This is a genomic window from Mesorhizobium sp. B2-1-1, assembly GCF_006442975.2.
Lineage (GTDB): Bacteria > Pseudomonadota > Alphaproteobacteria > Rhizobiales > Rhizobiaceae > Mesorhizobium.
Window position 1 is genome coordinate 378,298 of record NZ_CP083955.1, and the last position, 24,317, is coordinate 402,614.

At 60.2% G+C, this 24,317-nt stretch carries 22 protein-coding genes and 4 pseudogenes; 7 read left to right on the forward strand and 19 right to left on the reverse strand.

Going from position 1 to position 24,317, the window contains the following annotated elements; all coding sequences use genetic code 11:
* The first annotated feature begins 10 nt into the window (after positions 1–10).
* A complete protein-coding gene (locus FJ972_RS29690; protein ID WP_140499549.1) occupies positions 11–487 on the forward strand; it encodes an Lrp/AsnC family transcriptional regulator in 477 nt (158 codons plus the stop codon).
* A gap of 173 nt (positions 488–660) precedes the next feature.
* Here the strand turns inward: FJ972_RS29690 and FJ972_RS29695 are convergent, their stop codons facing one another.
* Both FJ972_RS29695 and FJ972_RS29700 read right to left on the reverse strand, forming a co-directional pair.
* Complete coding sequence (locus FJ972_RS29695) at positions 661–2,037, reverse strand: aspartate aminotransferase family protein (RefSeq protein ID WP_140523335.1); 1,377 nt, start codon at positions 2,035–2,037, stop codon at positions 661–663.
* Between the two features lie 13 nt (positions 2,038–2,050).
* Positions 2,051–2,890 (reverse strand): GNAT family N-acetyltransferase, encoded by an 840-nt coding sequence (locus tag FJ972_RS29700; protein ID WP_140523333.1) that lies wholly within the window; start codon positions 2,888–2,890, stop codon positions 2,051–2,053.
* Positions 2,891–3,211: 321 nt separating this feature from the next.
* Here FJ972_RS29700 and FJ972_RS29705 point away from each other — a divergent pair, with 321 nt between their 5' ends.
* Complete coding sequence (locus FJ972_RS29705; protein ID WP_140523330.1) at positions 3,212–3,901, forward strand: haloacid dehalogenase type II; 690 nt, start codon at positions 3,212–3,214, stop codon at positions 3,899–3,901.
* Between the two features lie 147 nt (positions 3,902–4,048).
* Here the strand turns inward: FJ972_RS29705 and FJ972_RS29710 are convergent, their stop codons facing one another.
* The 5 genes from FJ972_RS29710 to argE all read right to left on the reverse strand — a co-directional run bounded on the left by FJ972_RS29710 (position 4,049) and on the right by argE (position 9,254).
* Entirely contained in the window at positions 4,049–5,524 is a 1,476-nt protein-coding gene (locus FJ972_RS29710; RefSeq protein WP_140523327.1) for an NAD-dependent succinate-semialdehyde dehydrogenase, read from the reverse strand.
* A 20-nt stretch (positions 5,525–5,544) separates the two neighbouring features.
* Positions 5,545–6,588: a tartrate dehydrogenase gene (locus tag FJ972_RS29715; protein ID WP_140523325.1), complete on the reverse strand. Its 1,044-nt coding sequence runs from the start codon at positions 6,586–6,588 to the stop codon at positions 5,545–5,547.
* Positions 6,589–6,817: 229 nt separating this feature from the next.
* Positions 6,818–7,174, reverse strand: a complete 357-nt coding sequence (locus tag FJ972_RS29720) for a cupin domain-containing protein (protein ID WP_140523322.1) — start codon at positions 7,172–7,174, stop codon at positions 6,818–6,820.
* 14 nt (positions 7,175–7,188) lie between these two features.
* The gene (locus FJ972_RS29725) at positions 7,189–8,112 is read right to left on the reverse strand and encodes a 2-hydroxyacid dehydrogenase (protein WP_140523319.1); all 924 of its coding nucleotides are present in this window, start codon (positions 8,110–8,112) and stop codon (positions 7,189–7,191) included.
* 17 nt (positions 8,113–8,129) lie between these two features.
* Complete coding sequence (argE, locus tag FJ972_RS29730) at positions 8,130–9,254, reverse strand: acetylornithine deacetylase (protein WP_140523316.1); 1,125 nt, start codon at positions 9,252–9,254, stop codon at positions 8,130–8,132.
* A 227-nt stretch (positions 9,255–9,481) separates the two neighbouring features.
* Here argE and FJ972_RS29735 point away from each other — a divergent pair, with 227 nt between their 5' ends.
* Positions 9,482–10,360 carry a GNAT family N-acetyltransferase gene (locus FJ972_RS29735; protein ID WP_140523314.1) on the forward strand — a complete coding sequence of 293 codons (879 nt, stop codon included), beginning with the start codon at positions 9,482–9,484 and terminating at the stop codon, positions 10,358–10,360.
* Positions 10,361–10,584: 224 nt separating this feature from the next.
* On the opposite strand, the pseudogene FJ972_RS29740 reads toward FJ972_RS29735, so the two are convergent.
* From FJ972_RS29740 to FJ972_RS29760, 5 genes and pseudogenes are all read right to left on the reverse strand, one after another.
* Positions 10,585–10,719, reverse strand: a pseudogene (locus tag FJ972_RS29740) (ACP phosphodiesterase); the annotation flags it as partial.
* Positions 10,719–11,501, reverse strand: a pseudogene (locus tag FJ972_RS29745) (amidohydrolase); the annotation flags it as partial. The pseudogenes FJ972_RS29745 and FJ972_RS29740, both read right to left, overlap by 1 nt.
* 509 nt (positions 11,502–12,010) lie before the next feature.
* Entirely contained in the window at positions 12,011–12,247 is a 237-nt protein-coding gene (locus tag FJ972_RS29750; RefSeq protein ID WP_140523311.1) for a hypothetical protein, read from the reverse strand.
* 512 nt (positions 12,248–12,759) lie between these two features.
* A complete protein-coding gene (locus FJ972_RS29755) occupies positions 12,760–12,897 on the reverse strand; it encodes a hypothetical protein (RefSeq protein WP_224656193.1) in 138 nt (45 codons plus the stop codon).
* Between the two features lie 254 nt (positions 12,898–13,151).
* A pseudogene (locus FJ972_RS29760) lies at positions 13,152–14,026 on the reverse strand (SDR family oxidoreductase).
* Positions 14,027–14,332: 306 nt separating this feature from the next.
* Between FJ972_RS29760 and FJ972_RS29765 the strand changes: the two are divergent.
* The 3 genes from FJ972_RS29765 (at position 14,333) to xth (ending at position 16,724) form a co-directional block, all read left to right on the forward strand.
* Positions 14,333–14,548, forward strand: a complete 216-nt coding sequence (locus FJ972_RS29765; RefSeq protein ID WP_140523309.1) for a hypothetical protein — start codon at positions 14,333–14,335, stop codon at positions 14,546–14,548.
* A gap of 1,206 nt (positions 14,549–15,754) precedes the next feature.
* Positions 15,755–15,937, forward strand: a complete 183-nt coding sequence (locus FJ972_RS29770; RefSeq protein WP_140523303.1) for a DUF3606 domain-containing protein — start codon at positions 15,755–15,757, stop codon at positions 15,935–15,937.
* A gap of 10 nt (positions 15,938–15,947) precedes the next feature.
* Entirely contained in the window at positions 15,948–16,724 is a 777-nt protein-coding gene (gene xth / locus FJ972_RS29775) for an exodeoxyribonuclease III (RefSeq protein WP_140523301.1), read from the forward strand.
* A gap of 215 nt (positions 16,725–16,939) precedes the next feature.
* On the opposite strand, the gene FJ972_RS29780 is transcribed toward xth, so the two are convergent.
* Positions 16,940–17,815 (reverse strand): hypothetical protein, encoded by an 876-nt coding sequence (locus tag FJ972_RS29780; RefSeq protein WP_224656195.1) that lies wholly within the window; start codon positions 17,813–17,815, stop codon positions 16,940–16,942.
* 430 nt (positions 17,816–18,245) lie between these two features.
* On the opposite strand from FJ972_RS29780, the pseudogene FJ972_RS29785 reads away from it, so the two are divergent.
* A pseudogene (locus FJ972_RS29785) lies at positions 18,246–18,812 on the forward strand (transposase); the annotation flags it as partial.
* Between the two features lie 496 nt (positions 18,813–19,308).
* Here FJ972_RS29785 and FJ972_RS29790 read toward each other — a convergent pair.
* From FJ972_RS29790 to FJ972_RS29815, 6 genes are all read right to left on the reverse strand, one after another.
* Complete coding sequence (locus tag FJ972_RS29790; RefSeq protein ID WP_181165429.1) at positions 19,309–19,473, reverse strand: hypothetical protein; 165 nt, start codon at positions 19,471–19,473, stop codon at positions 19,309–19,311.
* 63 nt (positions 19,474–19,536) lie between these two features.
* On the reverse strand, positions 19,537–20,577 hold the full coding sequence (locus FJ972_RS29795) for a CobW family GTP-binding protein (protein WP_140523298.1): 1,041 nt from the start codon (positions 20,575–20,577) through the stop codon (positions 19,537–19,539).
* A complete protein-coding gene (locus FJ972_RS29800; RefSeq protein ID WP_140523295.1) occupies positions 20,570–20,902 on the reverse strand; it encodes a hypothetical protein in 333 nt (110 codons plus the stop codon). Before FJ972_RS29800 ends, FJ972_RS29795 begins: the two co-directional genes overlap by 8 nt.
* A 183-nt stretch (positions 20,903–21,085) precedes the next feature.
* Entirely contained in the window at positions 21,086–22,300 is a 1,215-nt protein-coding gene (locus FJ972_RS29805; protein WP_140523293.1) for a sugar ABC transporter substrate-binding protein, read from the reverse strand.
* 30 nt (positions 22,301–22,330) lie between these two features.
* On the reverse strand, positions 22,331–23,341 hold the full coding sequence (locus tag FJ972_RS29810; protein ID WP_140523290.1) for an ABC transporter permease: 1,011 nt from the start codon (positions 23,339–23,341) through the stop codon (positions 22,331–22,333).
* Positions 23,341–24,315, reverse strand: a complete 975-nt coding sequence (locus FJ972_RS29815) for an ABC transporter permease (RefSeq protein ID WP_140523288.1) — start codon at positions 24,313–24,315, stop codon at positions 23,341–23,343. The genes FJ972_RS29810 and FJ972_RS29815 overlap by 1 nt, the downstream gene beginning before the upstream one ends.
* Between the last annotated feature and the right edge of the window lie 2 nt (positions 24,316–24,317).

A 24,317-nucleotide genomic window follows, 5' to 3' on the forward strand; every position in this document is an offset into this window, starting at 1 on the left:
CAGGTTTGCGATGAAGCTCGACAAGATCGACATCAAGATCTTATCCCAACTGCAAAAGAACGGGCGGGTCACCAACGTCGAGCTTGCCGACCTGGTCAACCTCTCGCCGAGCCCTTGCCTGATGCGGGTGAAAAAGCTTCAGGCGGAAGGCTTCATTACCGGCTATTCCGCCCAGATCGATGTGTCCAAGCTCGGACAGACTCTAACGATCTTCACCGAGGTCACGCTCAAGCACCATCAACAAAACGACTTCGCGAGGTTTCTCACAGCCGTTCAGAAAGTGGATTCCGTCATCGAATGCCATCTGATTTCGGGCGGGTATGATTATCTTGTGAAGTTCGTCACAGCGGGCATAAGCGAGTATCAGACGATCATGGAGCGCATGCTCGAACTGGATATCGGGATCGACAAATATTTCAGCTTCGTCGTGCTGAAGTCACCGATCGTAAAATCCCATTTGCCTCTCGATGTCATTTTCGACAAATGAAAAGCCGCTCCGCGGTCTGAACACCTGGAGCGCGCGCCGGTGTTTTCTTCTGCTGAGGTCCCATAGCTGCAACTTGCTTGGCACCTGGCGGAATGCGGCACCACCCTGAGGGTTTGCTTCGTCCCCGCTCGGCGTCTGCCGCCTGGACGGGGGAGCTCCGGCGATGGCGAGGATCAGCCCTTCATCGCCGCCCGCACATCCTTGTCTTCGAGGGTTTGATCCAGCGTCATCCGGGTGCGTTCCAGGATACCATCGATTTCGTCGTCCGTGCAGCAGAGCGGTGGTGCAAAGCCGAGAATGCCGCTGTTGAAGGCGCGAATGACAAGGCCATTCTCCCAAGCGCGGTCGAAGATGCGGCGTCCCGGATCTGCCGCCGCCGGCAGCGGCGTTTTGCGCGCCTTGTCGGTCACCAGTTCGACCGCGGCCAGCATGCCGCGACCGCGAATATCGCCAACCAGCGGGTGATCGGCGAGCGAGCGGAGGCCCTTCATCAGGCGCCTCCCGGCCTTCCGGCCGTTCTCGAGCAAGCCATCTTCATAGAGACGCAGGCATTCCAGCCCGACCGCCGCGCTCACCGGATGGGCTGAGTAGGTATAGCCGTGGCCGACAGCCGTTTTGCCGGCCCCGTCCGCGATCGTATTGTAAACATGGTCGGTCATGAAGACGGCGCCCATCGGCACGTAGCCCGACGTCAGTCCTTTTGCCGTGGTCATCAAATCCGGCACGACCTCGTCTTCCTCACATGCGAACAGGGGCCCGGTGCGGCCGAAGGCGGTGATGACTTCGTCGGCAACGAACAAGACGTCGTGTTCTTTGCACACGGCGTGCAGTGCCTTCAGCCAGCCTGCCGGTGGAACCAGGACACCGCCCGAACCCTGGATGGGTTCGGCGTAGAAGGCCGCGACGCGATCAGCACCCAGTTCGGCGATCTTGTCCCGCAGTGCCGCGACCGATGCGTTGATGATCGCCTGCGGGTCGGAACCGACCGGATTGCGATAGGCGTAGTGCGAAGGTATCTTGTGCTGCCAGTCGTAAGGCACGCCGAAGCCAGCATGGAAAGCCGGAAGCGCGGTCAGACCTGCGCCAACCGTAGAGGATCCATGGTAGCCATACTCGACCGAGATAAACTGGTCTTTTCGCGGCGTCCCCTTGGCATGGTAGTAATAGCGAACGAAACGGATCGTGCTGTCAATCGCGTCGGAACCGCCCAGCGTGAAATAGACATAGTTCAGATCGCCAGGCGCCAGTTCGGCAAGGCGCGCTGCGAGACGAATGGCGGGCTCAGATCCTAGCCCGAAATATCCTGTCGCATAAGGAAGCTCTCTTAGCTGCTTCGCCGCTGCTTCGACGACGCTTTCTTGCCCGTATCCGATGTTGACACACCAGAGACCCGCGAACCCGTCCAGCAAGGTTTTCCCGCTTGCCTCGGTCACCGTTGCGCCCTTGGCGGATTTGAGCACCCGCACGCCCGTCTCTTCATGGCTCCGATAGCTTGAAAATGGGTGAACCAGATGTGCACGATCGAGTTCGATCAATGAGTTGGCCAGCATTTCTTCCTCCGATTCAGCCTAGCGCCTGACTAACGAGCGCATAAGTTTGGTGTGACCTGATTTCGACCTTCGGCTCGTCTGCGGTTCGTCGCATCGTGATGCCACCGCCGACGTGGGCCAGCCCGCGACGGGTGAGCCACTCGCCGAGAGCCGTGGATTCGTCGGTGTCGATACGGACAAACTCGCCCGCACTGTCGGCCAGCAGGAAGTCGATCAGGCATCTCGCTTCGTGAAGCTTCCTCCCCACCACCGGCCCAATCACCAGCCCTCGGCCAAACCGACGAACTGCGGCAAACGCCTGAACATTGCCTTCATCGCGAACGACGGCGAACTTCGCGCGCTCGCGCAACGAGCGCATGAGCGCCGACCGGTCATGACCAAACGCCGCGCGATCCAGAGCAACAAGGCGCGCGTGGTCGCCGTCCTTGCCCCATGACACATGTGCCGGTGCGTCTACAGACGGCGCCAGGCCCTGGTGTTGCACGATCTTGCCGGTCGCGACGAATCCCAGCTTCTCGTAGAGCGCGAGCCCTTCCTGCGTCGCCACCAAATAGCAGGTGCGCCCGCCTGCCTTGGCAAGCGCCTCCTCCATCAGCTTGCGACCGAGCCCGCGACCACGCATTGCGGCATCGACAATGACCATGTTGACGGTGGCGGCATCGTCGCCATAGGGCGTCATCAAGATCGTCCCCACCACGCGTCCTTCCTCCTGGACAACGACGCCTTGGCTGAGCGATTGCATCAGTTCCCAGTCTTCACGACGGTGCGGCCATTCAACATGACGTGACAATTCGAGAGCATCCCTCAGATGCGCGAATGTCATCGTTTCCAGCGTAATTTGCTGCGTGGTCATGGTTCAGTCCGGGCCTGAATTCTCTGAGCTCAAGGTAGGCTGCCGCAGACAGCAGTTCCTTCCGACCAGGAGCTGAGCGATAGGTGTTTTGACTTTCCTTTGCCGCCGGCGCCGCATGTTATGCGGACGGACAGCGGGCCGATCGCGCTCCCCTCGCAGACCGAAACGGTCTCGGGCGCAACTCTCTGCCAAGGCTCTACCGCGATACGAAACAATCTGCTTCGGGGCGCATCGAATGCGGCGACTCGTCTTGTTCGGCTCTCATTATGATCCTCGCTGTTAAAGGCACGCAGTGCCGAAAGATTGGAAGGATCGACGCCCATGACCCAGTTCAGACCGAAATACATCACTTTCGACTGCTATGGCACGCTGACCAACTTCGACATGGCCGGCGCGGCGCGACGCGTTTATGGCGCGCGACTATCCGCAACCGTGACGGCGCAGTTCATCAAGGACTTCTCGGCCTATCGTCTCGATGAGGTTCTTGGCGCCTGGAAGCCTTATAGCGAGGTCGTGCACAATTCCGTGGAGCGCGCCTGCAAGCGCAACAATGTGACGTTCCGGCCTGAGGACGCCCAGCGCATCTATGCGGAAATACCGACATGGGGTCCGCACCCGGATGTACCGGCGGGGCTGGCCAAGGTCGCCAAGGAGATTCCGCTGGTGATCCTGTCGAACTCCATGAAGAGCCTGATCATGTCGAACGTGGAGAAACTCGGCGCACCTTTCCACATGGTCATCACGGCCGAGGAGACCGGCGCCTACAAGCCGCATATGAAGGGCTTCGAGCACATGTTCGACAAGCTCGGCTGCGGCCCGGAAGACATTACGCATGTGTCGTCCTCGTTCCGCTACGATCTCATGACCGCCTATGATCTTGGCATCAAGAGCAAGGTCTGGGTGAATCGCGGCCACGAGCCCGCGAACCCCTTCTACGAATACACCGAGATCAAGGACATCGGCGGTCTGGCCGGCGCCGTCGGGCTGGAGCCCGTTCGTGAATTCGCCTGAACGTCTGTTGCCAGTGCAGTCGCCAAGCTGCGGCGCTCCCCACCTCGTTAATGATCACCGGTCGCAATACGGAGAAAGGGGCGGTTTTCACCGCCCCTTTCTTGTTGTTCCAACACTTTGGAAGCTGCAGGTGTTTCCACCTACTTCCTAGTTAAGCCCGCCAACATGAAGGGTCTTGACCTCGAGATATTCCTCGATGCCAAGCTGCGATCCTTCGCGGCCCACTCCTGACTGCTTGACACCGCCGAAAGGCGCAACCTCGGTCGAGATGAGGCCGGTGTTGAGCCCGACCATGCCGAACTCCAGCGCCTCGGCCACACGCCACGAGCGCTTGAGGTTCTCCGTATAGAAATAGGCAGCAAGGCCAAATGGCGTACCGTTCGCGATCGCGATAGCCTCTTCCTCCGTCTCGAAGCGAAAAAGCGGCGCCACCGGGCCGAACGTCTCTTCCGATGCCAGCAGCATATCGGTCGTAGCCTGTCCCAGCACGACGGGCCGTGCATATTGCTTGCCGTCCGGCACCGTCTCGCTCTGGGCGATGATCCGCGCGCCTTTCGCCTGTGCATCCGCGATGTGACGCTCGATCTTGTCGATCGCGGCCGAATTGATCATCGGGCCGATCTCAGTGCCGTCATCGGTCCCTGCGCCAACCTTCATTCGCGATACGCGCTGGCTCAGCTTTTCTGCGAAAGCCTCGTAAACGCCCGCCTGCACGAGAATCCGGTTCGCGCAAACGCAGGTTTGACCCCCATTGCGGAACTTGGATGCGATCACCCCCTCGACTGCGTTGCCCAGATCGGCGTCGTCAAACACGATAAAGGGCGCGTTGCCGCCGAGCTCGAGGCTGAGCCGCTTGATGCTATCGGCCGCGCCACGCATGAGCAGCGCTCCTACGCGGGTCGAGCCGGTGAACGAGATCTTGCGCACCGTCTCGTTGGCCATCAGTTCGTTGCCGATTTCGGTGGGCATGCCGGTGACAATGTTGATCACCCCGGCCGGAATACCTGCCCGTTCCGCCAGAACGCCGAGCGCCAGCGCCGAGAATGGCGTGAATTCCGACGGCTTAATGACAACCGTACAACCCGCGGCCAGCGCCGGCGCCACCTTGCGCGTGATCATCGCGTTGGGGAAATTCCATGGCGTGACGATGGCACAGACGCCGACGGCCTCCTTCAGCACCAGAATGCGGCGGTCGGGCGTTGGCGACGGAATGGTCGAGCCACCGATCCGGCGTGCTTCTTCGGCGAACCATTTCACGAAGGAGGCGCCATAGCGGATTTCACCGCGTGCCTCCGCCAGAGGCTTGCCCTGTTCCAGCGTCAGCAGCAACGCCAGGTCCTCTTCATTTTCCCGTATCAGGCTGTGCCAGCGTTCCAGAAGCGCTCCGCGTTCGGCATGGGTCCTGGCTTTCCAGTCCTTGAACGCTGCCTGCGCTGCATCTATTGCAGCCCTTGTCTCATCCCGGCCCATGTCGGGTACGGTTCCAAGCACTTCCAAACTGGCCGGATCGATCACATCGACAGTCGCGTTGCTGTGCGCATGCTGCCAGACATCGCCAATGAGTCCCCGCTGGCGAAACAGGTCCGCATCCTTCAGGAAACCAATCTTCGTTATTGCGTTCATGGTTCTTTTCCTCTGCTCTTTCAGCTTAATCCGGCCAGCACGGCCTGCGTGATTGCTTCAGTCCTGTCCTTGCCTGCAATCGTGCCTATCCCGCGTGCGGTTGCGGACTCGATTGCCGACATCACTTCGGCTGCCGCCTGCCGCTCGCCCAGATGCCCGAGCATCATGGCGCCGGACCAGATCGCGGCGATCGGATTGGCGATACCGAGATTTGCGATATCGGGTGCCGAACCATGGACCGGCTCGAACATCGAAGGCGCGCTGCGATCGGGATTGATATTGGCGGAGGCGGCGTAACCCAGCCCGCCCTGAATGGCCGCTCCAATATCCGTGAGGATGTCGCCAAAAAGGTTGGAGGCGACGATCACGTCGAGGCTTTCAGGCGCCAGCACCATGCGGGCGGCAATGGCGTCGACGTGGTATTGCGAGACCTCCACATCGGCGTAGTCCTTCGCCACCTCGCGCGTGACCTCATCCCAGAAAACCATGGAATGTCTCTGCGCGTTGGATTTGGTGACGGATGCAAGCTGTTTGCGGCGCGTCCGCGCCTGTTCGAATCCGAAGCGAAGGATCCGTTCGACACCCGCACGCGTGAAGATTGCCGTCTCGATCGCGACCTCATTGGCCGTGCCGGTATGAATGCGCCCACCGGCGCCGCAATATTCGCCTTCCGTGTTCTCGCGGATGCACAGGATATCGAAACCATCACGGCGAAGGGGTCCCCGAACGCCTGGCAACAGCCTGTGCGGCCGTATGTTGGCATACTGCGTGAATCCTTTGCGGATCGGCAGGAGCAGTCCGTGAAGCGATACGGAGTCGGCCACCTTCGCTGGCCACCCCACGGCGCCGAGGTAGATCGCATCGAATTTCTGTAGGATCTCGACGCCGTCTGGGGGCATCATCGCACCGGTTTCCAGGTAGTAGGCGCACGACCATGGGAACCTTGTATTCTCAAGGGCGAAACCGCCTCGCTTTGCCGCAGCCTGCAGCACGTCCCATCCCGCCTCGGTCACCTCCTTGCCGATGCCGTCGCCTGGGATGTGCGCTATCGTGTAAGCCTTCATTGAGGTCCTCCTGGAGACCGACGGGCACCGAAGGTCGCAGCTTGCTCAACATTGCAGCGACATTCGGCATCTCGTACCTGGTTTCATCAGAACAATAGTCGACAGCGCGCCGCATTTTTCGCCGAGAATGAGCCGCCCGACCGCGTCGAATCGCGTCGGGCGGAATCTGGAAAGTCGATTGTTCTGGAACCGCCGCGCGCGCTATTCGGCCGGACCTTGAGCGTTGAGCTCAGTCGTAAACGCTGACGTAGATCTTGCGCACGGTTTCGATCGTGCGCCAGACGCCGACAAAGCCGGGCTTCATCACGAAACTGTCTCCGGTACGGTAAGTCTTGGTCTCACCGCCCTTCTCCTCGATCTCGACGAGACCCGAAACGATGTGGCAGAACTCGCAGGTAGTGCCCTTGATCGAATGCGTCTCGCCGGGCGTCGCCTCCCAGACGCCGGTCAGGACCTTTTCGCCTTTCGAGGCATCCTGCGCCCACGTCTTGAAGGATGGATTGCCCGAAATGAGCCGCTCTGGAGTTGGCAATGCCTCCTTCGGCGCGAAGGCTGGATCTGTGTCGATCGTGATCAGAAGTGACATGTCATGTTTCCCTGTTAGTAGCCGAGTGTCCGATCGACGAGGCCGATCAGTTCTTCCCCGGCGCGGTGGCGCCGGATATTGTCCACGACGGATTGCGCCGCGGAATCTGCTTGCGTTACGGAAGCGATGTGCGGCGTGATCATCACCTTCGGGTGCCGCCAGAGCGGATGGCCGTCCGGCAGCGGCTCGGGATCGGTGACATCGAGCATTGCGGCATCAAGGTGCCCGCTATCGAGAGCCTGAAGCAGGGCGGTTTGGTCTAACTGCGGCCCGCGGCCGACATGCAGCAGCCTCGCCCCGGCAGGCAGCCGGGAGAAGAGGGCCGCATCGAGGATGCCACGGGTTTCTTCCGTCAGCGGCAGCAGGCAAACGAGAATGTCCGTGCGCGCGAGGAAACCGGCAAGCTGATCCGCTCCATAAAAGCAGGTGACGCCGTCGATCTCCTTCCTGCTTCGGCTCCAGGCAGCGAGGGGAAAGCGAAACGGCAGCAATCGCTCGATAGCCGCCTGCGCCAGCATGCCGAGGCCGAGAAAGCCCACGCGGCGCTCGGCGGCTTGCGGAGCGGCAAGACCGAGCCACGCTTGGCGCTTCTGCTGTTCACGATACGCCACCATATCCCGGTGGAGACTCAGCACGCCGAGAACGACATATTCCTGCATCATGCGAATGATGCCGTCCTCGACCATGCGCACCAGCTTCACCTGCTGAGGCAGGCTCTCACGCTTGAACTGGTCGACGCCGGCGCCAAGCGAAAACAGCACTTCGAGATTGCGATAGCGCGCGATGTCATCTGGTGCCGTCCAAGTCAGGAGGTAGCGCACCTTCTCCGGGTCGACACATTCGCTGCTGTGGAACAATTCGACGTCCGGGAGCTCGCGTGCGAAAACCTTGCGGAAGACCGCTGCGCGCACCGGGTCGGAATTGAAAAGAAAAGCCATGAAACCGCCCTCTCCGGCTATGCGGCTAGGCGCGTGCCGAGACGCTCGATCATGCTCCGGCAGGCAACAAGTTCGCCGATCTCGATATATTCGTTGGCACGATGAGCCCGGCTGATATCGCCGGGACCGCAGATGATCGCGTCGATGCCGGCCTGCTGATAGAGGCCAGCCTCCGTGCCGTAACTTACCGCAGGCAGCGGCTCTTGCCCCGTCAACTCGGCCAGAAGGGTTGTCAGTTCACTCTTCTGCGGGAGCGAAAGACCGGGATACGCGCTCAACTCATGCCACGCCACGTCAAAGCCGCTGTCACGGAGAGCGATTAGCTGGGCCTTTACCGGCTCAAGCAATGATGATGGGGAAACACCCGGCACGGCACGGAGCTCGATATCGGCGGTGCAGCGATCAGGGATGATGTTGACGGCTTGGCCGCCAGCGATGACACCAACCTGCAATGACGAGTATGGAGGCGCGAAATCCGTGTCGAACGGCCCATCCGCAAGGGTCTGACCATAGGCCACGATCTGCGTGACGAGACCTGACATTGCATGCACGGCATTCAGTCCCAGCTCGGGCCGTGAAGAATGACCGGACCTGCCTATCACCTCGAGCCGCGCGGCCGCCTTGCCTTTGTGCCCCCGCACGGCTTCCATTCGGCTCGGCTCACCGATAATCGCGCCAAGCGGCTTCTCGCACAGGCTTGGCAGGGCGGCGATGAGATGCGGCACACCACGGGCACCCGCCTCCTCGTCATAGGAGAATGCGAGATGAATGGGCCGCTGCAAGTTCGTCGCCGCAAGCCGCGGCAGCGCAGCCAGCACGCAGGCAAGAAAGCCCTTCATGTCGGAGGTGCCTCGGCCATGAAGCCTGGCACCATCTTGGCGCAGAACAAAGGGATCCGAGTTCCATTCCCGCTCACCGGCCGGCACGACATCCAGGTGGCCCGACAAGATGTAGCCGCGGGCACGCCGCGGCCCGATCGTGACAAACAGGTTGGACCGGTCGCCTTCGGGGCCGCAAAGGACGGTCGTTTCTGCTCCGGCCGCCTCGCAATATTCACGCACCCAGTCGACGATCGCGCCGTTGGGCGAGCCCACGACCGAGGGGAACGCGATCAGCGTCGCTAGAATTTCTTCGACATTCACCGGGCGCCGCTCCACTCGCAGTTCGCTGGATGCGACAAGTGTGGCAGCAGGCGAGAGCATTCCGTGCCGAATGAAGCTATGCTTTGGCCGAAGATTTCGAATATTGGCCCGGAACCAGCGAAACCTGCTGGCTTTCGGGTGTAATCATAAGGCAAAAGACGGCTGCGGCACCGTCAGCGACGACAGGACGTGCTCGCGAGTTGGATATAAGGAGCAGGTCGACTGAAATGCAGAGATCAGTGCGCCTGAAGTCTTTCGAACTGGTCGCGCGGGACATCGATGATGTTGACGTCGAGTTGCTGCACGCGCTGTCGATCTCAGTCCGCTGGCCGCATCGGCCAAAGGACTGGGATATTCTGCGCCGCGCCGGCCGCGGCATTGTTGCCGTAGACGGCATTGGTCGGGTTTTCGGCAGCGCGATGTGGTTTCCGCAAGGGGACGATTTCGCCACCATTGGCGTAGTGATCACAACGCCCCGCACGCAAGCGCAAGGCGGTGGCCGATGGCTTATGGACCAAGTGCTTGAGCAGTGTGGCGATCGCAATCTGGCGCTCAACGCCACCCATGTCGCCTATCCTCTCTATGTCTCACTTGGCTTCACGACCGAGGCCATCGTATATATGCGACAGGGGGAGGTTCCGCTGGTACTCCCGGCCATGGCTGATTTGGAAGGTGAATTGCAGACGCTGCCGAGCGACAGGCTGAATGAGATCATCGAGCTGGATACGCGCGCGTTTGGAACAAACCGCGAGAGGCTGCTCGCATTGCTCTCAGCGGATGCCTCGATCTGCACTTTGAGCCGTGGCGGCGAGATCGTCGGCTACTCCATGTGTCGCGAGTTCGGGCGTGGCTACGTGATCGGCCCGATGGTCGCGCGCAGTGATCTGGACGCGGTCCATCTCACAGCCGTCCATCTGAGAAATCTTGCAGGACGGTTCGCCCGAGTCGATACCCGGGAGAAGGATGGCATGTTTGCCGCGTTTCTCGAGCAGTGCGGCCTTGGCATTGCCGAAACCGTTACGACCATGTCCAAAGGGCGTCGCTTCCTGAACCGGGAAGAAAACGGACCGTGGGTTTATGGATTGGCTGGCCACGCATTGAGCTGACTGCGGCACCACAATGCGACCGAAAGACGCCACTGCAGATTGTGGTAGTGCATTTCCACGACTATGCCTTCGTAGTGGCATTTCTGGGTTACCCGTTCCCTTGAAGATATCTTCGGTGTGGGCCATCCGCCATCAATCACTCTCGCATTGTTGCGAAAGGCAGCAAGCAGGCCGCCCTTCCCTCAGCCTCCGGATCGCAGCCGTCTAGGGGCTCCGTGACAACATCAGGCATCCTTTGGAAGCACCTGAAGGACCCGTGCGATGAACATATGGAACTCGGCCATGTAGTTGCGCAAGAACTCCTGCGTGGATTCGACTGTGACTTCGCCGCCGTCCGTGATCAGGCCCGGCGTGAACTGGTGCCGGCCTGCAACACACCGACCGTGACCACTGCCGCATCGGTGGCGGCAACCTCGCGGGACACGATGGTCTGAAGTCGCAGGACGACGGATGCCGCCATAACGGCGGGATCTATACTCGCTTGCGGCATCGACCCATGGGCCCCTCGTCCGAACAGCCGGATTTGAAGGCTGTCCGCCGCGGAGGTGATTGGCCCGGCGCTGCCGGCGACGGTGCCGGCGGGACCGACCATGACATGCTGGCCAAGCACGACATCAGGCGTGGGGAAGCGTTTAAGCAGACCGTCATCGATCATGGCCTGGGTGCCTTGGGCGGTTTCTTCACCAGGCTGGAAGACGGCCATCAATGTACCCTTCCAGTCTTTGCGCGTCTGCGCCAACAGCGTGGCCGCACCGACAAGCCAGGCGACGTGCATGTCGTGGCCGCACATATGCCCTACCGGCACCGTGTTCCCTTCGGCGTCCGTCGCCGTGACCTTGCTGGCCAAGGCGAGGCCCGTATTCTCGGCGATCGGGAGCGCGTCCATGTCGGCCCGCAGCATCACCGTCGGCCCCTTGCCGTTGCGGAGCAATCCCACCACACCCGTCTTGCCCACCCCGGCTGTTACCTCGTAACCGGCGTTCTTGAGCCTTTCAGCGGCAATGCCCGCTGTTCGCGTCTCCTGCATCGACAGTTCCGGATGGGCGTGAATGTCTTTGTAGAGCGCCTCAAGATCGGGCAGCAGCCTGCCCATGTTCGACAGGACGGCGGATGTGTCCTCACGAGAAGTATGCTTCTTCATGACAATCTCCTGCCGACGGCTTGGACAACCGGCCTTTTAAGCCTTCGATGGCCCAGCGGAGTAGACGATGATCATTGCTGTCCCCTGTATCGACAGCAAGTCCGATTCCTATGATCAACCAAATCGTGACCTCATCCCGATACGGTGCCGGTGTTCCGGGCGAAGCCTTCATGCGTATTTGCAAGGGCTCGGCCTCGATGGCTTAGTCGCCTTGTGGCGATGTCAAAGATCAGTTTCGGGGGGCGAACTGTCCACTCACCAGTCATCCTTGATCGATTTCCATAGCTGCGAGCTTGGCTACTTGCTCTGCCAAACGATCGCAGGGAGGCGAAACGTACGGATACGCTTCCCGGAGGGCCACTGCCCGTGCGGCTAGTTACGTCGGTCTTGTCCGCGTCGTGCACGGCTTGGCAGCAGCAGGCTTATTTCGACCGTGCTCCCGGCAAACGACATCCCAATACAAATTTGCATTTCGGTCCGCGATTAGACGGCCGAGACACTACCATATCTTAGCGCGAGCCAAACGCCGGCATTCGTGACGTCCAGATCGCCAAGCCGATGATGACGATTAATATCCAAAAGAGCGAATTGAAGAGCATGCGAACAAGGTCGCGGTTTTGGTCCTTGGTAACGCCAAGCCGATCCGAGATCGAGATAATGTCACCGGGCGCGATCAACAGCCAGATTATGAGACGAACGAGTCTTGCCATGCAATTCCTTGCCTCTCCAGCCAGATAGGAAAGCATCAACCGGCGCTCAAGTCGAGCGTGCCACACACGAAGCATGCACTGGCTCGCGCCCGGTCGGGTTCGCATCATTCGAAGCAGAGATGAGACCAGTTCGGTGAAGAGAAAGCTGCGATCTTTGCAAGTTGTCCCGAACTCGGCATCCCTCGCCAGGCGATCCCGCGCTTGCCCGACCGGGTTCAAAGGTTTGTGTGAAGCTCGATAGCCCTCGGGGCCGGATCACGGAACGTGGTCTGTCCTGCGAAACACATATCATGCCGCCGACATTCCCCTTCGTGCTGAGAGCATCGATGAGACCGGGCCCCCTTCCCTTCGGGCTTTCCAGTTCCAGGCGCGATAGCGGGCCGTGGTTGTACTCGTGCGTCACCCGCTGAACGGTCTCCTTCTGCGCTTCACGAGGCCGGCGCTTTCGACTGCATGGCCATGACAAAGCTCCTTCCAAACTCGGTTTTGCCTTTGCCGTCGATGGCTGACGTGAATTCTATTGAAGAACGGAAGCTGCCCTCGGCGCCTCACCAGCGAATGACGATCACCTTATCTCTCCCGCCGCCCAGTTGGATCGCCTCGGTGCCATCGGACTTGCGGCTACCAATTTGAGCGTCGTCAACGATTTCTACCGCAGTAGGATTCATGCCAAAGGCTTCGTCCACTTCGGCGCTGCAGACCAGCGTCCGGCGGTAAATCCTTGATCTGCTCTAAAAGCTCGCGAACGGTCATTTCGCACCTGTTTCGTGGAAGTGGAAGACACAGATCGCAAACTGCCCCCCTCGCGAAATGTTCCTCCTGCACGGCGAATATCCCCGCAGGCGGAGCTGATGGCATCGCTCAGCCGCTCAGCGGATCTTGCGGGCGACGAGGTGATGAAGGATCCGCTTGGGAGCATCACCTTTGCCCCTTTGTTTGCTTATGGCTGCCCCTGGCCGCCGCCGGACCCGTAGATATTTCCGGTTGCGAAGCTTGCATCGTTGGCTGCCAACTGCACATAGATGGAGGCCAGTTCCGCCGGCTGACCCGGCCGTTCCAACGCAGTTGTGCTGCCGAATTTCTTGTATTTTTCCTCCGACGCGCCGCCGCTTATCTGCAGGGGCGTCCAGATCGGTCCCGGGGCCACGCCGTTTACGCGAATACCCTTAGGTCCGAGCTGCTTCGCCAACGACTTCACGTAGTTCATAGTCGCGGCCTTGGTCTGAGCGTAGTCGAGAGCTCGGGCGAAGGATCGTAGGCCTGTTCCGAGGTCGTTCCGATTATGCAGGATCCTGGCTTCAGATGCGGCAGCACCGCCTTGATGATCCAGAACGGCGCGTAGATGTTGGTCTTCATTGTAGCGTCGAAGTCCTCGCTCGTTATGTCGAGGATGGAGGGTTTCGCCTGCTGCCGGCCGGCATTGCAGACGACGATATCGAGCCCGCCGAGCTGCTGCAGGGCGTCGGCAACCAATTTCTGGCAGAAAGCCTCCTCCCGCAAATCGCCGGGAAGCGCGACTCCGGTCCTGCCGGCATCTCGTATAAGTTGGATCACCTCACTCGCGTCGGGCTCTTCCGACGGATAGAAGTTGATCGCGACATCCGCTCCTTCGCGCGCATAAGCAATAGCGGCGGCCCGGCCCATACCGGAATCGCCTCCCGTGATCAGAGCTTTGCGACCCGCAAGCCGGTCTGAACCCTTGTAGCTGGTCTCTCCGTGGTCGGGTTTCGGCTTCATGTCGCGTGCCAGGCCGGGCCAGGGCTGCGTCTGTGCTTCGAATGGCGGCTTCGGGTACTTGGAGCGGGGATCTTGCATCGCGGGTCCGTTCTCTGAGATTTTGGTCGTTGTTTGCTGGGCGCTGGCCGTACCCGAGACGCCGGCCGCTATTCCGACTCCTGCTGCCGCCATGACTTCACGTCGGGACAATGAACGGGGACGGTCTTTGGTCATTCGACTTCTCCGAGGCGCGTGAAACGTCCGAACCGCCTCGGCCTGATAAGGCTCCTTGGTCCGATCGAGAGAGCCCGAGGAGGGCCGCCATGTCATCTTTTCTCCACGGGATGGCGAATTTTCTCCACGGGATGGCGAATGGCTGGGCGGCTGGTTGCGCAGGAGGTCCGATTGACCGCGAACCCAAGAGCTCTCAATGCCCGAGATAAGGAAGCAATGGAGCAAATCATCGGCTATGACAGCCGAAATTACCTCGACTGGGAGATCGGCAGTGCGTACGAGGCGATCCTGCTGGCGTTGTGGGCCCACAGAATTTCGCCCACCCAATTGACCGCTAGCAGAGTTCTTTGCCCGTTAGCGGCAACGCATCTTCGTCCAATGATTTGAGCCGGCCGATCCGGAGCTCGCGGCTGGTGATTGATCTAATCGGTCTGCACGACCGACATAATTTCACCTTTGACAAGCGCCTGGGGATTACGCGGCCTCTTCCGTCTCAGCGTAATTGACGGGATTCTGCAGGTATGACGGGTCGAGCCGTCGAGCCCAGTTCCTCTCAGCATCGAGCAGTTCATCCTCCTCAGTCAGGCCGTTCATAAAGAGCCTGAGGACGTGCGCAGCAATGCGCGCTGCTTCGTTCGAAGCAGGGGCTACGCCGCGCTCTTTGCAGACGGAGTGACAAACGTGGGCAAGCATAACAATATCGCTCGGCCCCAAAAAACGACCAGGATACAACATACCGTTCTCTGCTCAAAAGCTACTGATGGCTACCGGTTACGCAAGGTTACCAGCAGTTACAATTAACTATGATAGTCATGCACCTCGACTTTGCGAAACATCCATTGCGCCCTCGAAAGGGCGTCAGGTACCAGCAGCACTGAGGCCGAGCCGGACGCTGGGCTGATCTGGCTGCTCGGGAGAATGTGAGAGAGCCTGAAAACTTGGACGAAGTGAAGCCGCTGGACCCGGGAGCGGCAGTCCCGTGCGCTCTGTGGCCGCGGCTACCAATGCGATCAAAGCGTCCGTCATCGATCCTTGAATGCCGGCCGATCGCGCAAGCTCCAAACATTGGCGTCCGGTTCAAATGTCGCGCCGACCACCCGCTCCTTCTCCTCCGGCCCAGCGCCGGCGCCGCTCGACCGAGGTGATCACTTCAATCTGATGCTTCGTCATAGGGCTACTCCTAGTGCTGGCACTAGAACTTGCAGCCCTTCAGCCTATGTCAGCAAGGCTGCTTCACCGGATGGGTACCGGATTTCCAAAGAGGACATTCGTGCTTCTCGCGGTCGCTCGCCTCGCCATGTGTATATCGAGGAGAGATCGCCGCGATCTCCTATTCATTTCACCTGCACTTCGTCATTCCCGTATGGACCGGTATGTCGTCGATCAGCGCGCAGCGCTGGAACGGACGAAACTGAGGCAGGGGGTAATGTCCGGGTAGAGGGCGGCCTCTACGGCCGGCATGCGGAACCCGAACACATAGTTCGATCCAATAGCCGGCCCTGACTTTCAGTTCCACACTACGCGCCGATGAATTGAACCGGAAGAGTCCGGCCGCGTTGTTGGGAAATCGAAACGTAATCCTTGGAGGAAGAAATGGCCGCTACTCAAACAACTCGCGGGCGCAGCCAGGACCGCGCAAAGGTCGCTGGCGGGCAGAATCATGAGGTGAAATACGAGGCGGGCAAGAGTGGGGCAAGCAAAGCCGACGTCAAATCGGCCGTGAAATCGGTCGGCAACAGTCGCAAGAAGGTCAAGGACAAACTCGGAAAGAAATGAGCCACGACAAATGGTTCGGATTGCCACCTTCAATGTGAACGGTGTCAATGGACGGCTGCCCGTGCTCCTCAAGTGGCTCTCGGCCACCAACTACGACATCGTCTGCCTCCAGGAACTAAAAACGTCCGACGAGAAATTTCCGATCGAGGCCATCCGCGAGGCGGGGTACGGCGCCATCTGGCATGGCCAGAAATCCTACAACGGAGTGGCCATTGTAACTCGAGGGATGGACCCGGTTGAACGCCGGCGCGGCTTGCCTGGCGATCCTGATGACACTCACAGCCGCTACATCGAAGCCCAGGTGGACCGGCTCGTTGTCGGCTGTCTCTACGTGCCCAATGGGAATCCAGCGCCTGGTCCCAAGTTCGACTACAAGCTGCGCTGGTTCGACCGCTTGATCAGCCACGGCCAGGACTTGCTCAAAGCGGGAGCGCCGACAGTGCTGTGTGGAGACTACAACGTCGTTCCAACTCCGATTGACGCCGTGGTGCCGCGACGATGGCTCGGCGATGCGGTTTTCTTCCCCGAGAGCCGGCAAGCCTATGCCGAGATGCTTGAGGATGGCTGGATCGATGCGGTCCGGCGCATCCGCCCGGAGAAGGGGGTCTATACTTATTGGAATCACTCCTATGGCGGCGGCTACGACAAGAGTTCTGGCCTGCGAATGGACCATCTGCTCGTCAGTCCATCGTTGTCGCCCAGGCTTCGCGATGCCGGCGTGGATGTTGGGACGCGAGGGTGGGAAAAGCCCAGCGATCATGCGCCGGCTTGGATAGAGCTCGACTAGTCGATTTTGACGGGGCCAAGTTCAGATGTCAGCAGGTTCACGCCTTTGTCCGAAACTTGTCGCATATTTCGGACATGTCCTTGGTTGAGCCTGACAGCAATTTCCGTACGCGCGTGCTTGCACGGATCGAGTCCAAACCCGACGAGGTATGGACCCGCCGACTTTGCAGACTTCGGTGGAGGCATCGAGAAGAGCCTCAACGGTGGCAAACAGGGTCACACTCGACCTCGCCGTCTTTCCAACCCACGCGCCGCCTTTCGTGCGACCCTGAGGTCATCGAGAGTTGGCTGCCACCAAAGCGCGTCACCAATCTCCGTCTTGGTTCGCGAGGGCCAGGTCTTGATGAGCTCATCGAAGGCGGCGGGACGCCACCGACCCCAGACATAGTCATGGTGGTCTGGAAAGTCGGCGTACTGGGTACCAAGAATGTCGCCATCGACGGGCTCGCCATCGCACCCGATGAAGACGATGACACCGTAGCCCCGTGTCATTACCGGCCGGCCAAGCGGCGGAAGATCGTTTGGATCCAGCGGATAGCGCCTGCGGCGGCGTTCCGTGGCATGGGCGCGAGACGCCAGTTCTTGCGGAGACCCCTGCCTCTGCGCCGCGCGCTGTTTTCGCGCTTCGGGCTCGTTGCGAAGAGCGGCAGCCTCAATTTCCGCCCAGCGTCGATGCAGTTGTTCATAGGAGCGATATGGCACTTTCCAAGCGTGCCTGTCGGGATCCCAGGACGCAAACGGCACGTCGCGCATCACCTTCACCACCGAGCGAGAATATGGTGTTTGCACCTCCAGCCGATCCTGGTGCACGAACAGGTACTTGGAAACGATAGGATCGAAGGCGTAGGCGTCGCGTCCTCTGCTGTCAGCATGCACGCTCGATCCGGCGAGTTCTTGCTCCATCCAACGATTGACGCGCCGAGCTGCGGTCTTTCCCGGGACAAACCAGGCCTTGAGTTGATCGCTCCAGCGGGCCCGGGGAAAACTCTTCCGGAAGCGTTCGACGGTGGTCCGATCAAAGGGGAAGGACGCCGGCACGCCCGTTGAGACATTGTCATTCGAACCTGATCCATCCGTTCTCTTCATGATCATGGAGCCTTCACCGCATCTCTGACAGGAGAACGCTTTACGAAGGCGCAAGTGCCCTTCGCGCCGATGTCGGCAAGAACTCCCAGATTGCAGGAGGCGAACGTACCTTTGCTTACTTCGCTAGGGCCTGGGCGATAGCGCGATCGGCGATCCAGCGCGCAATGCAACAGGATCTGCGCTTTTCGTCCGGAAGCCCGAGAGGCCGATCAAGCTGGATTTGCACCAGCTTTCTTAATTCGAGACCGAAATCGAAATTCAACAGTGCCAATTATGTGGACCTTCTCGAGCACAGACACCTGACCGTTTCCATTCATCGCCCAAGGCCAGTTTATCGCTGGAAAGCCAAAGTGCGGGAATTCAGGAGAAATGGCCGCTGGATGCGTTTTTTCTGAAGGGGGTTGTCGAGGGGAGATACCCATGGCTGCACCAGTCTGTCGGCGCTGCCAAATTTGCAGATCGCATCCAGGACCTTTCCAACGACATTCCGGAGCTATGTGACATTATGGAGGCGTTGCTTGCCGCCCGACAGAAACTTCGCGAGCAGTTCACGGTGCTGCATGAAAGGTTGTTGTCGATCGTGAAGGATGACACGGTTCTGCAGGCGGTTGATGACCGTGCCTGGTATCGGCCCTGTCGTTGCGCTGGCTTTCAATGCCACGGTCGACGTTCCTGCACGCTTCAAGAACTCGAAAGCCGTAGGTCCGGCTCTCGGGTTGACGCCGCGGTTGCATCAATCAGGCGAGGACAATCGCGTCGGACGTGTTTCCCTGTGCGGTGACGCCATGATGCGGACGCTGCTTTATGAAGCCGCGCAAGTCTTGCTGACGGTGGTGAAAAAGTGGTCATGGCTGAAAACTTGGGGATGAACATCGCCAAACGTCGAGGCCGGCAAAGGGCGACCGTTGCCCTTGCTCGCAGAATGGCTGTCATCATGCACAGAATATGGTCCGACGGCGGTGAGTTCCGCTGGGCGCGAGAGGAAGCGACGGGGGTGATATAGCCGGGTCCACCAAACGAAAGGGAGAAGATCCGATAACGGGATCCGCCAAGGGCGGATACATGTCCTTCGCGGGACGGAGGATGAAGAGAGGACGTGCCGGGACTCGTTTCCACCGCGGCAACGTGGTGAGAACGCTGTTTAGATTGTCCCCTTCATTCCAACTGATCCCATGCTGGGAGGGCCAAAGCGCCGATCCCGAAGAGAAGCAGGGCCTCGCGAAAGACATCAAATGCCCATGGTAGAGGAAGCTTGAAAGCGATTGACTTCAACACACCGAATAGAGAAGTCCCGGCATTTGCTGGAGCGGATTGAGAGTGAAGCGCTCGGGCTGGGAAGCTCATGCCTTGCAGATGAACTCGTAGGGGGTGAGACTTTGAGGGTTTCGAGTCTGCGACCGAAATTGTAGGCCGCGACCAAATCGGCAAGATGCCGACGCAGTTGGGCGTGATCGTGGTTCTGGGATGCCGCACCGAGCCGCAGCGTGTATGAGAGGCGCTCAACATCGCGTCGGCCGCGCCGCGCTTGGCGGTTTGTGTCTTCTGAGCGGGGAGCGGCTTTCGCTTGGGACGAAGGCAGCGTGATGCTGATCATCGCCGCCGCGCTTCGGTCGCCGATGACGCATGATCATCAGCAGCACCAGCATCGCCACGATGATCATCATGATCGGCATGCCAATGACCATCGCCGCGGTCGGTTGGTCCGTGTGGGGTACATTGGCGCTCGGCTACGCGCCGCCGATCACCATGACTTTGGGCTGGCTGGCCAATGCGAATGCAGCGAATGAGCGCTGCACCCGTTCTAAATCGAGGCCGTCGGCAATGATGACCAGCCGCGATGTGCGGTCTTGGCTCGGCCACGCCTCCATATGTACAGGAGGATGAACGAGATGCTGCACACCGTGGACCGCGACCGGGCGGTCTTCACCTGCGATGTTCAGGATGCCCTTCACCCGAAGGACACGCTCTCCATGTCTGTTGAGCAGCATGGTGAGCCATAAGCCGAACGCGGTCCAATCGACTTGCTCGTCCCAGACCAGGACGCAGGATGCGATCGCCGCTTGATGCGCCTGTCCGTCGGCAGTCGCCAACACGGCAGCCTCCTCGCAGAAGAAGCCTGACTGCGATTGCAGCTGGCTTGCACGGGCTACAGTCTCCTGCTCGAACAGATCTCGTGCGCAGAACCCGGAGCGGACATTCAGTATCGGGGCATCCGGATTGATGCGCTCCAGCCGATCTGCAAGTCGCCCGATTTTGGCGTCGTCAGCGAGATCGGTCTTGGTCATGACCAGCCTGTCGGCAATGGCCACCTGACGATTGGATTCGATATATCGGTCGAGGTTGGCAATCCCGTTCATGACGTCGACGGTGGTCACCACATTTCCCACGATGAAATGGTGCTTCAGCATCGGATCGGATTTTAGCGTCGAAAGAATCGGAAATGGGTCAGCCAGCCCCGTACTTTCGACCACTACCTGCCGGAACGGGGATATCTGGCCTCGCTCCCGCTTCGAATATAGATCGCGGATCGCGTCGGCCAGTTCACCGCGCACGGTGCAGCACACGCAGCCGGACTGAAGCAGTACCATGGTTTCGTCAATTCGTTCCACCAAGTGGTGGTCGAGCCCAACCTGGCCGAATTCATTGATGAGCACGGCCGCGTCCGATAGATCAGGGTCATCAAGCAACCGTTTCAGAAGCGTCGTTTTGCCCGAGCCGAGAAAACCTGTCAGCAGGTGGACCGGGGTGAAAGGCGGTAGTTCAGCCATCGCGACCGGCTTCGAAGCTTGCGATGACATCGGCCTCCAACGGATCGCAAGTCCTGCCCGAAAGACGCTCCGCAGCCTGCCATAGGTGTCCGAGATCGTTGATGATCTCGGTCTTGCCCGTTCGCGTTGAAATGACAAAGGCCGTCCCCTGCCAGTCCGCCAGCCGCATGCCGAAGGAGGCCAGGATGAGATTAGCTATCCTGACGCGATTGGCGCGCTCACGGCGCCGGTCAACGTTTTCGACGTTGCGCGTGTAAACGCCGGGCCGGGCCACGGCATCGGTCCAATGTTCGTTGCTGCCTAGAACGCCGCATAGCGAGCACATGATCTGCTCCTTGGATGACCGTCTTCGGAGACCGTTTGACCCCGACAGGGCCTTACAGTTCCTCTGTAGGTGGTTGCCCTGCCTGGCGATGCCAAGTCCCCCCTGCCTGGTCTACCGCAGGCTTCGACCAGAAGAAGAACGCGGTCTCGGAAATGCCGAGGCCGCGTTCTTCTGTCGAGGAACTCAAGGGGCCGGGATCGGCTTAACCTTGTTTGGCTCCAGCCAGCCCTTGGTCGGCTCACATTTTCCGCAGTTGATGCCGGGCAAATTGTCGGCGTAGGTCACGTCGGGCAGATCCTTGATGGTTGCGCCCGGCGTGGGCGTACCATCTTGCACCGACTTCAAGCTGAGTTCGGGCAGCAGATCGCCGTTCAGCGAGGTGTCGATGAAGAGCGGTGGCACCTTGTCGGCAGGGAAAGTGTTGCAGCCGTCAACGAAGGTCTCACCCTGGCAGAGCTTCACATCCTGCGGCTCAACCCATGGCAGCGGATATTCGATGTTGTTAGCGGTTAGCTTCTTCTTGCCGGTCACGACTTCCATCATGAGCTTGAAGGCGTAGCCGCCAACGGCCGGACCCGCGCTCGAGGAGACGCCTTTCAGGCCCTTGGCCTGCATTGCCGGATCCGCCATCGCGAGACGATAGCCGTTGTTGGACTGGCCGGCAATCACGACCAGCTTGTCGGGACGACTGTTGATGACGGCTTGCAAAGAGCCAAAGGTGCCGTCAACCGTCCAGATACCGTCGACGTTGGGGTGCGCGGCTAGGATCTTGGCAACCTCCTCCTGCGAGGTCGCGTCGTTCCAGTTGCCATAGAAATCGCCGACGATCTTGATGTCGGGATATTTCTTGAACACGCCATAGGCCTGTTCGTCATAGGTCTTGGTCACGGTCGTGCCGGCGACGCCGTGGTTGAAGATCAGCTCTCCCTTGCCGCCCATCTGGTTCACCATCCACTGCGCCGTATTGGCGCCGTAACGGGCGGTGATGTTGGAGACGTTGTGCGCGCAGGACTCCGTAACCGTACTGTCGTATGTGAACACCACGACGCCTTGATCGCAGGCTTGCTTGATGGTGCGGTTGAGCGCAGTCGGCGAGAGCGGATACAGAAGAATGGCGTTGGCGCCTGCCGCGATCATGCTCTGGAGGTCAGATATCTGCTTCTGCACGTCGGTGCCGGAGATAATGGTCTTGAACTCTACCTGGTTGTCGTAAGGCGGGGTCGAAGCCAGTGCCTTGATGCCGTTGGCGGCGCTCGCCTGCCAGGTGTTGCCGCTGTAGCTCATGTTCAGGAACACCTTGTAGGTATCCTGGGCATTCGCGCTGGATGTCCCCAGACCAAGCAACGTGGCGGCGATGGCCGCCCGGCCGTAAGTCAGTCTACGCGAAGCGTTCTTCATGTTCTTTCTCCCATTTGAAGCGACCGCCGACTAACGGCTTCGCAGATTGAGCCGCCCACGCTGGAGCAGCAAAGCGATGATGATGATCCCGCCCTGCACCAGGTCGCGGAATCCCTGCGAGAGGCTGAGCGTGGTGATGACGGTGGACAACGTGCTGAGGAAGAGCGCGCCGGCAAGAGTTCCGAGATAGATGCCGGAGCCACCGGTGACCCGTGCGCCGCCGATGACGACGGCGGCGATGGAGGGCATCAGCAGCGCATCGCCCATGTCAAGCGTCGCGCTCGAGGAATAGCCGGCCAAGAGGATGCCGGTCATTCCGGCACAAAGGCCGCTGATGGCATAGACTGCGATGGTGAGCGCGGCGATCGGCAGGCCCAGCACGTTGGCCGCGCCAGGGCTGCTGCCAATGGCGTAGAGCTTGCGGCCTTCCGCGCTCTTGTTCTGGAACAGCCAGGCGAACACCGCAAAGACGATTATGAAATAGACGGGGTAGGGTACCCCCAGCCAGCGGGAGCTCATGAACTGCTGGATCGCAGGAGCGACCGATTGTTGCGAATTGCCCGCGGTGAAACCCAGCGCCACCCCGAAGAATGTGATGCCGGACGCCAGCGTCACGATGAAGGGCGGGATCTTGGCAATCGCCACACCGATGCCGTTGATGAGACCGATGCCAAGACAGCACAAGAGGGTAAGCGGAATGGCGTACAGCAGCGCGTCGTTGCTGCCGCGCGTAAGTTCCGCGATCATCATGCCGCCGACACCGATGACCACGCCCAGTGACAAGTCGATGCCGCCCAGAAGGATCACCAGCCCCTGCCCGAACGAAGCGACCACCAGGAAGATGGCGGTAACCAGTATGGCGGTGAGCTGGTCGAACGAACCGAAATTGGGACTGGCGATCTTCGTGCCGATGACCAGCAGCGCCGTGGCGGCGAACACGGTGATCGGCGGCACAAGGTCCGATGAGACAAGTGCGCGGCGCGCGCTCTGCGCGCCGTGCTCGGACGTCTGTGCCGGGGTCGTAATGTCCTTGTCGGTCATCAGGCTTCCCTTCTCGCGGAACGGCGCGCCAAATAGACGGAGGCTTGGCCGAAAAGGATTGCCAAGATCATGATAAGTCCGTTGAAGATGTTGGTGTAAAAGTCAGCCACGCCGAGCGCGAACAGCATCTTTTGCAACACCGTCAAAATACCTGCACCGGCCAGCGTGCCGACCACCCCGCCGCGACCGCCGAACAGGGACGTGCCGCCGATCGCGACCGCCGCGAACATGAACAGCAAGAAGGAATCGCTGATGCGTGGATCGCCCGAACCGATCTCGGCGCTGAAAACGAAGCCGGCCATGGCATAGAACAGGCCGGCGGCCACGAAAGCGAATAGCCTGGTGGCGCGGATATTGAGCCCCGAGAGCCGCGCGGCCGTCTGATCCGTGCCGACCGCGTACATTGCTATGCCCATGCGCGAATGCTTGAGCAGAAACCAGAAGACGAGCACCAGCACCAACAGGATCGCCGGCACGGGAATGCGTAGAATGTCGCCGGTGATGCCATAAGCGATGGATTCCACCACCTCGCCGCCAGGTGCCGGAAGGATGAGGAGCGCGATGCCTTGGCATGCGATCAGAGAACCGAGCGTCACGGCGAGCGACTGCAGTCCAAAATAGGCGACCAGTATGCCGTTGAGACCACCGACCACGAGGCCGACCAACAGAACCAGGCCGAAGCTGCCAAGGGCGCCCGCATCGCCGCCACTCACCGTCGCCACCACCACATTCGCGATGGCGATCACACCGGGGCCCGAAAGGTCCAGCTCGCCGCATACCACGACGAGCGTCAGTCCCGTTGCGGCGAGGGCGAGTACGATGGCGTTGTTGAGGAGGTTACCGATGCCGAACAGCGAGAGTGCCGAAGGCTCGTGGGCGGCATAGACGGCGAACATGACGATAAGCAGGCCGATGGCGGCGACCGCTCCGTTGCCTAGAATTGTCAAGCGGCCGCGAGGCGTATCGGATGCCATCG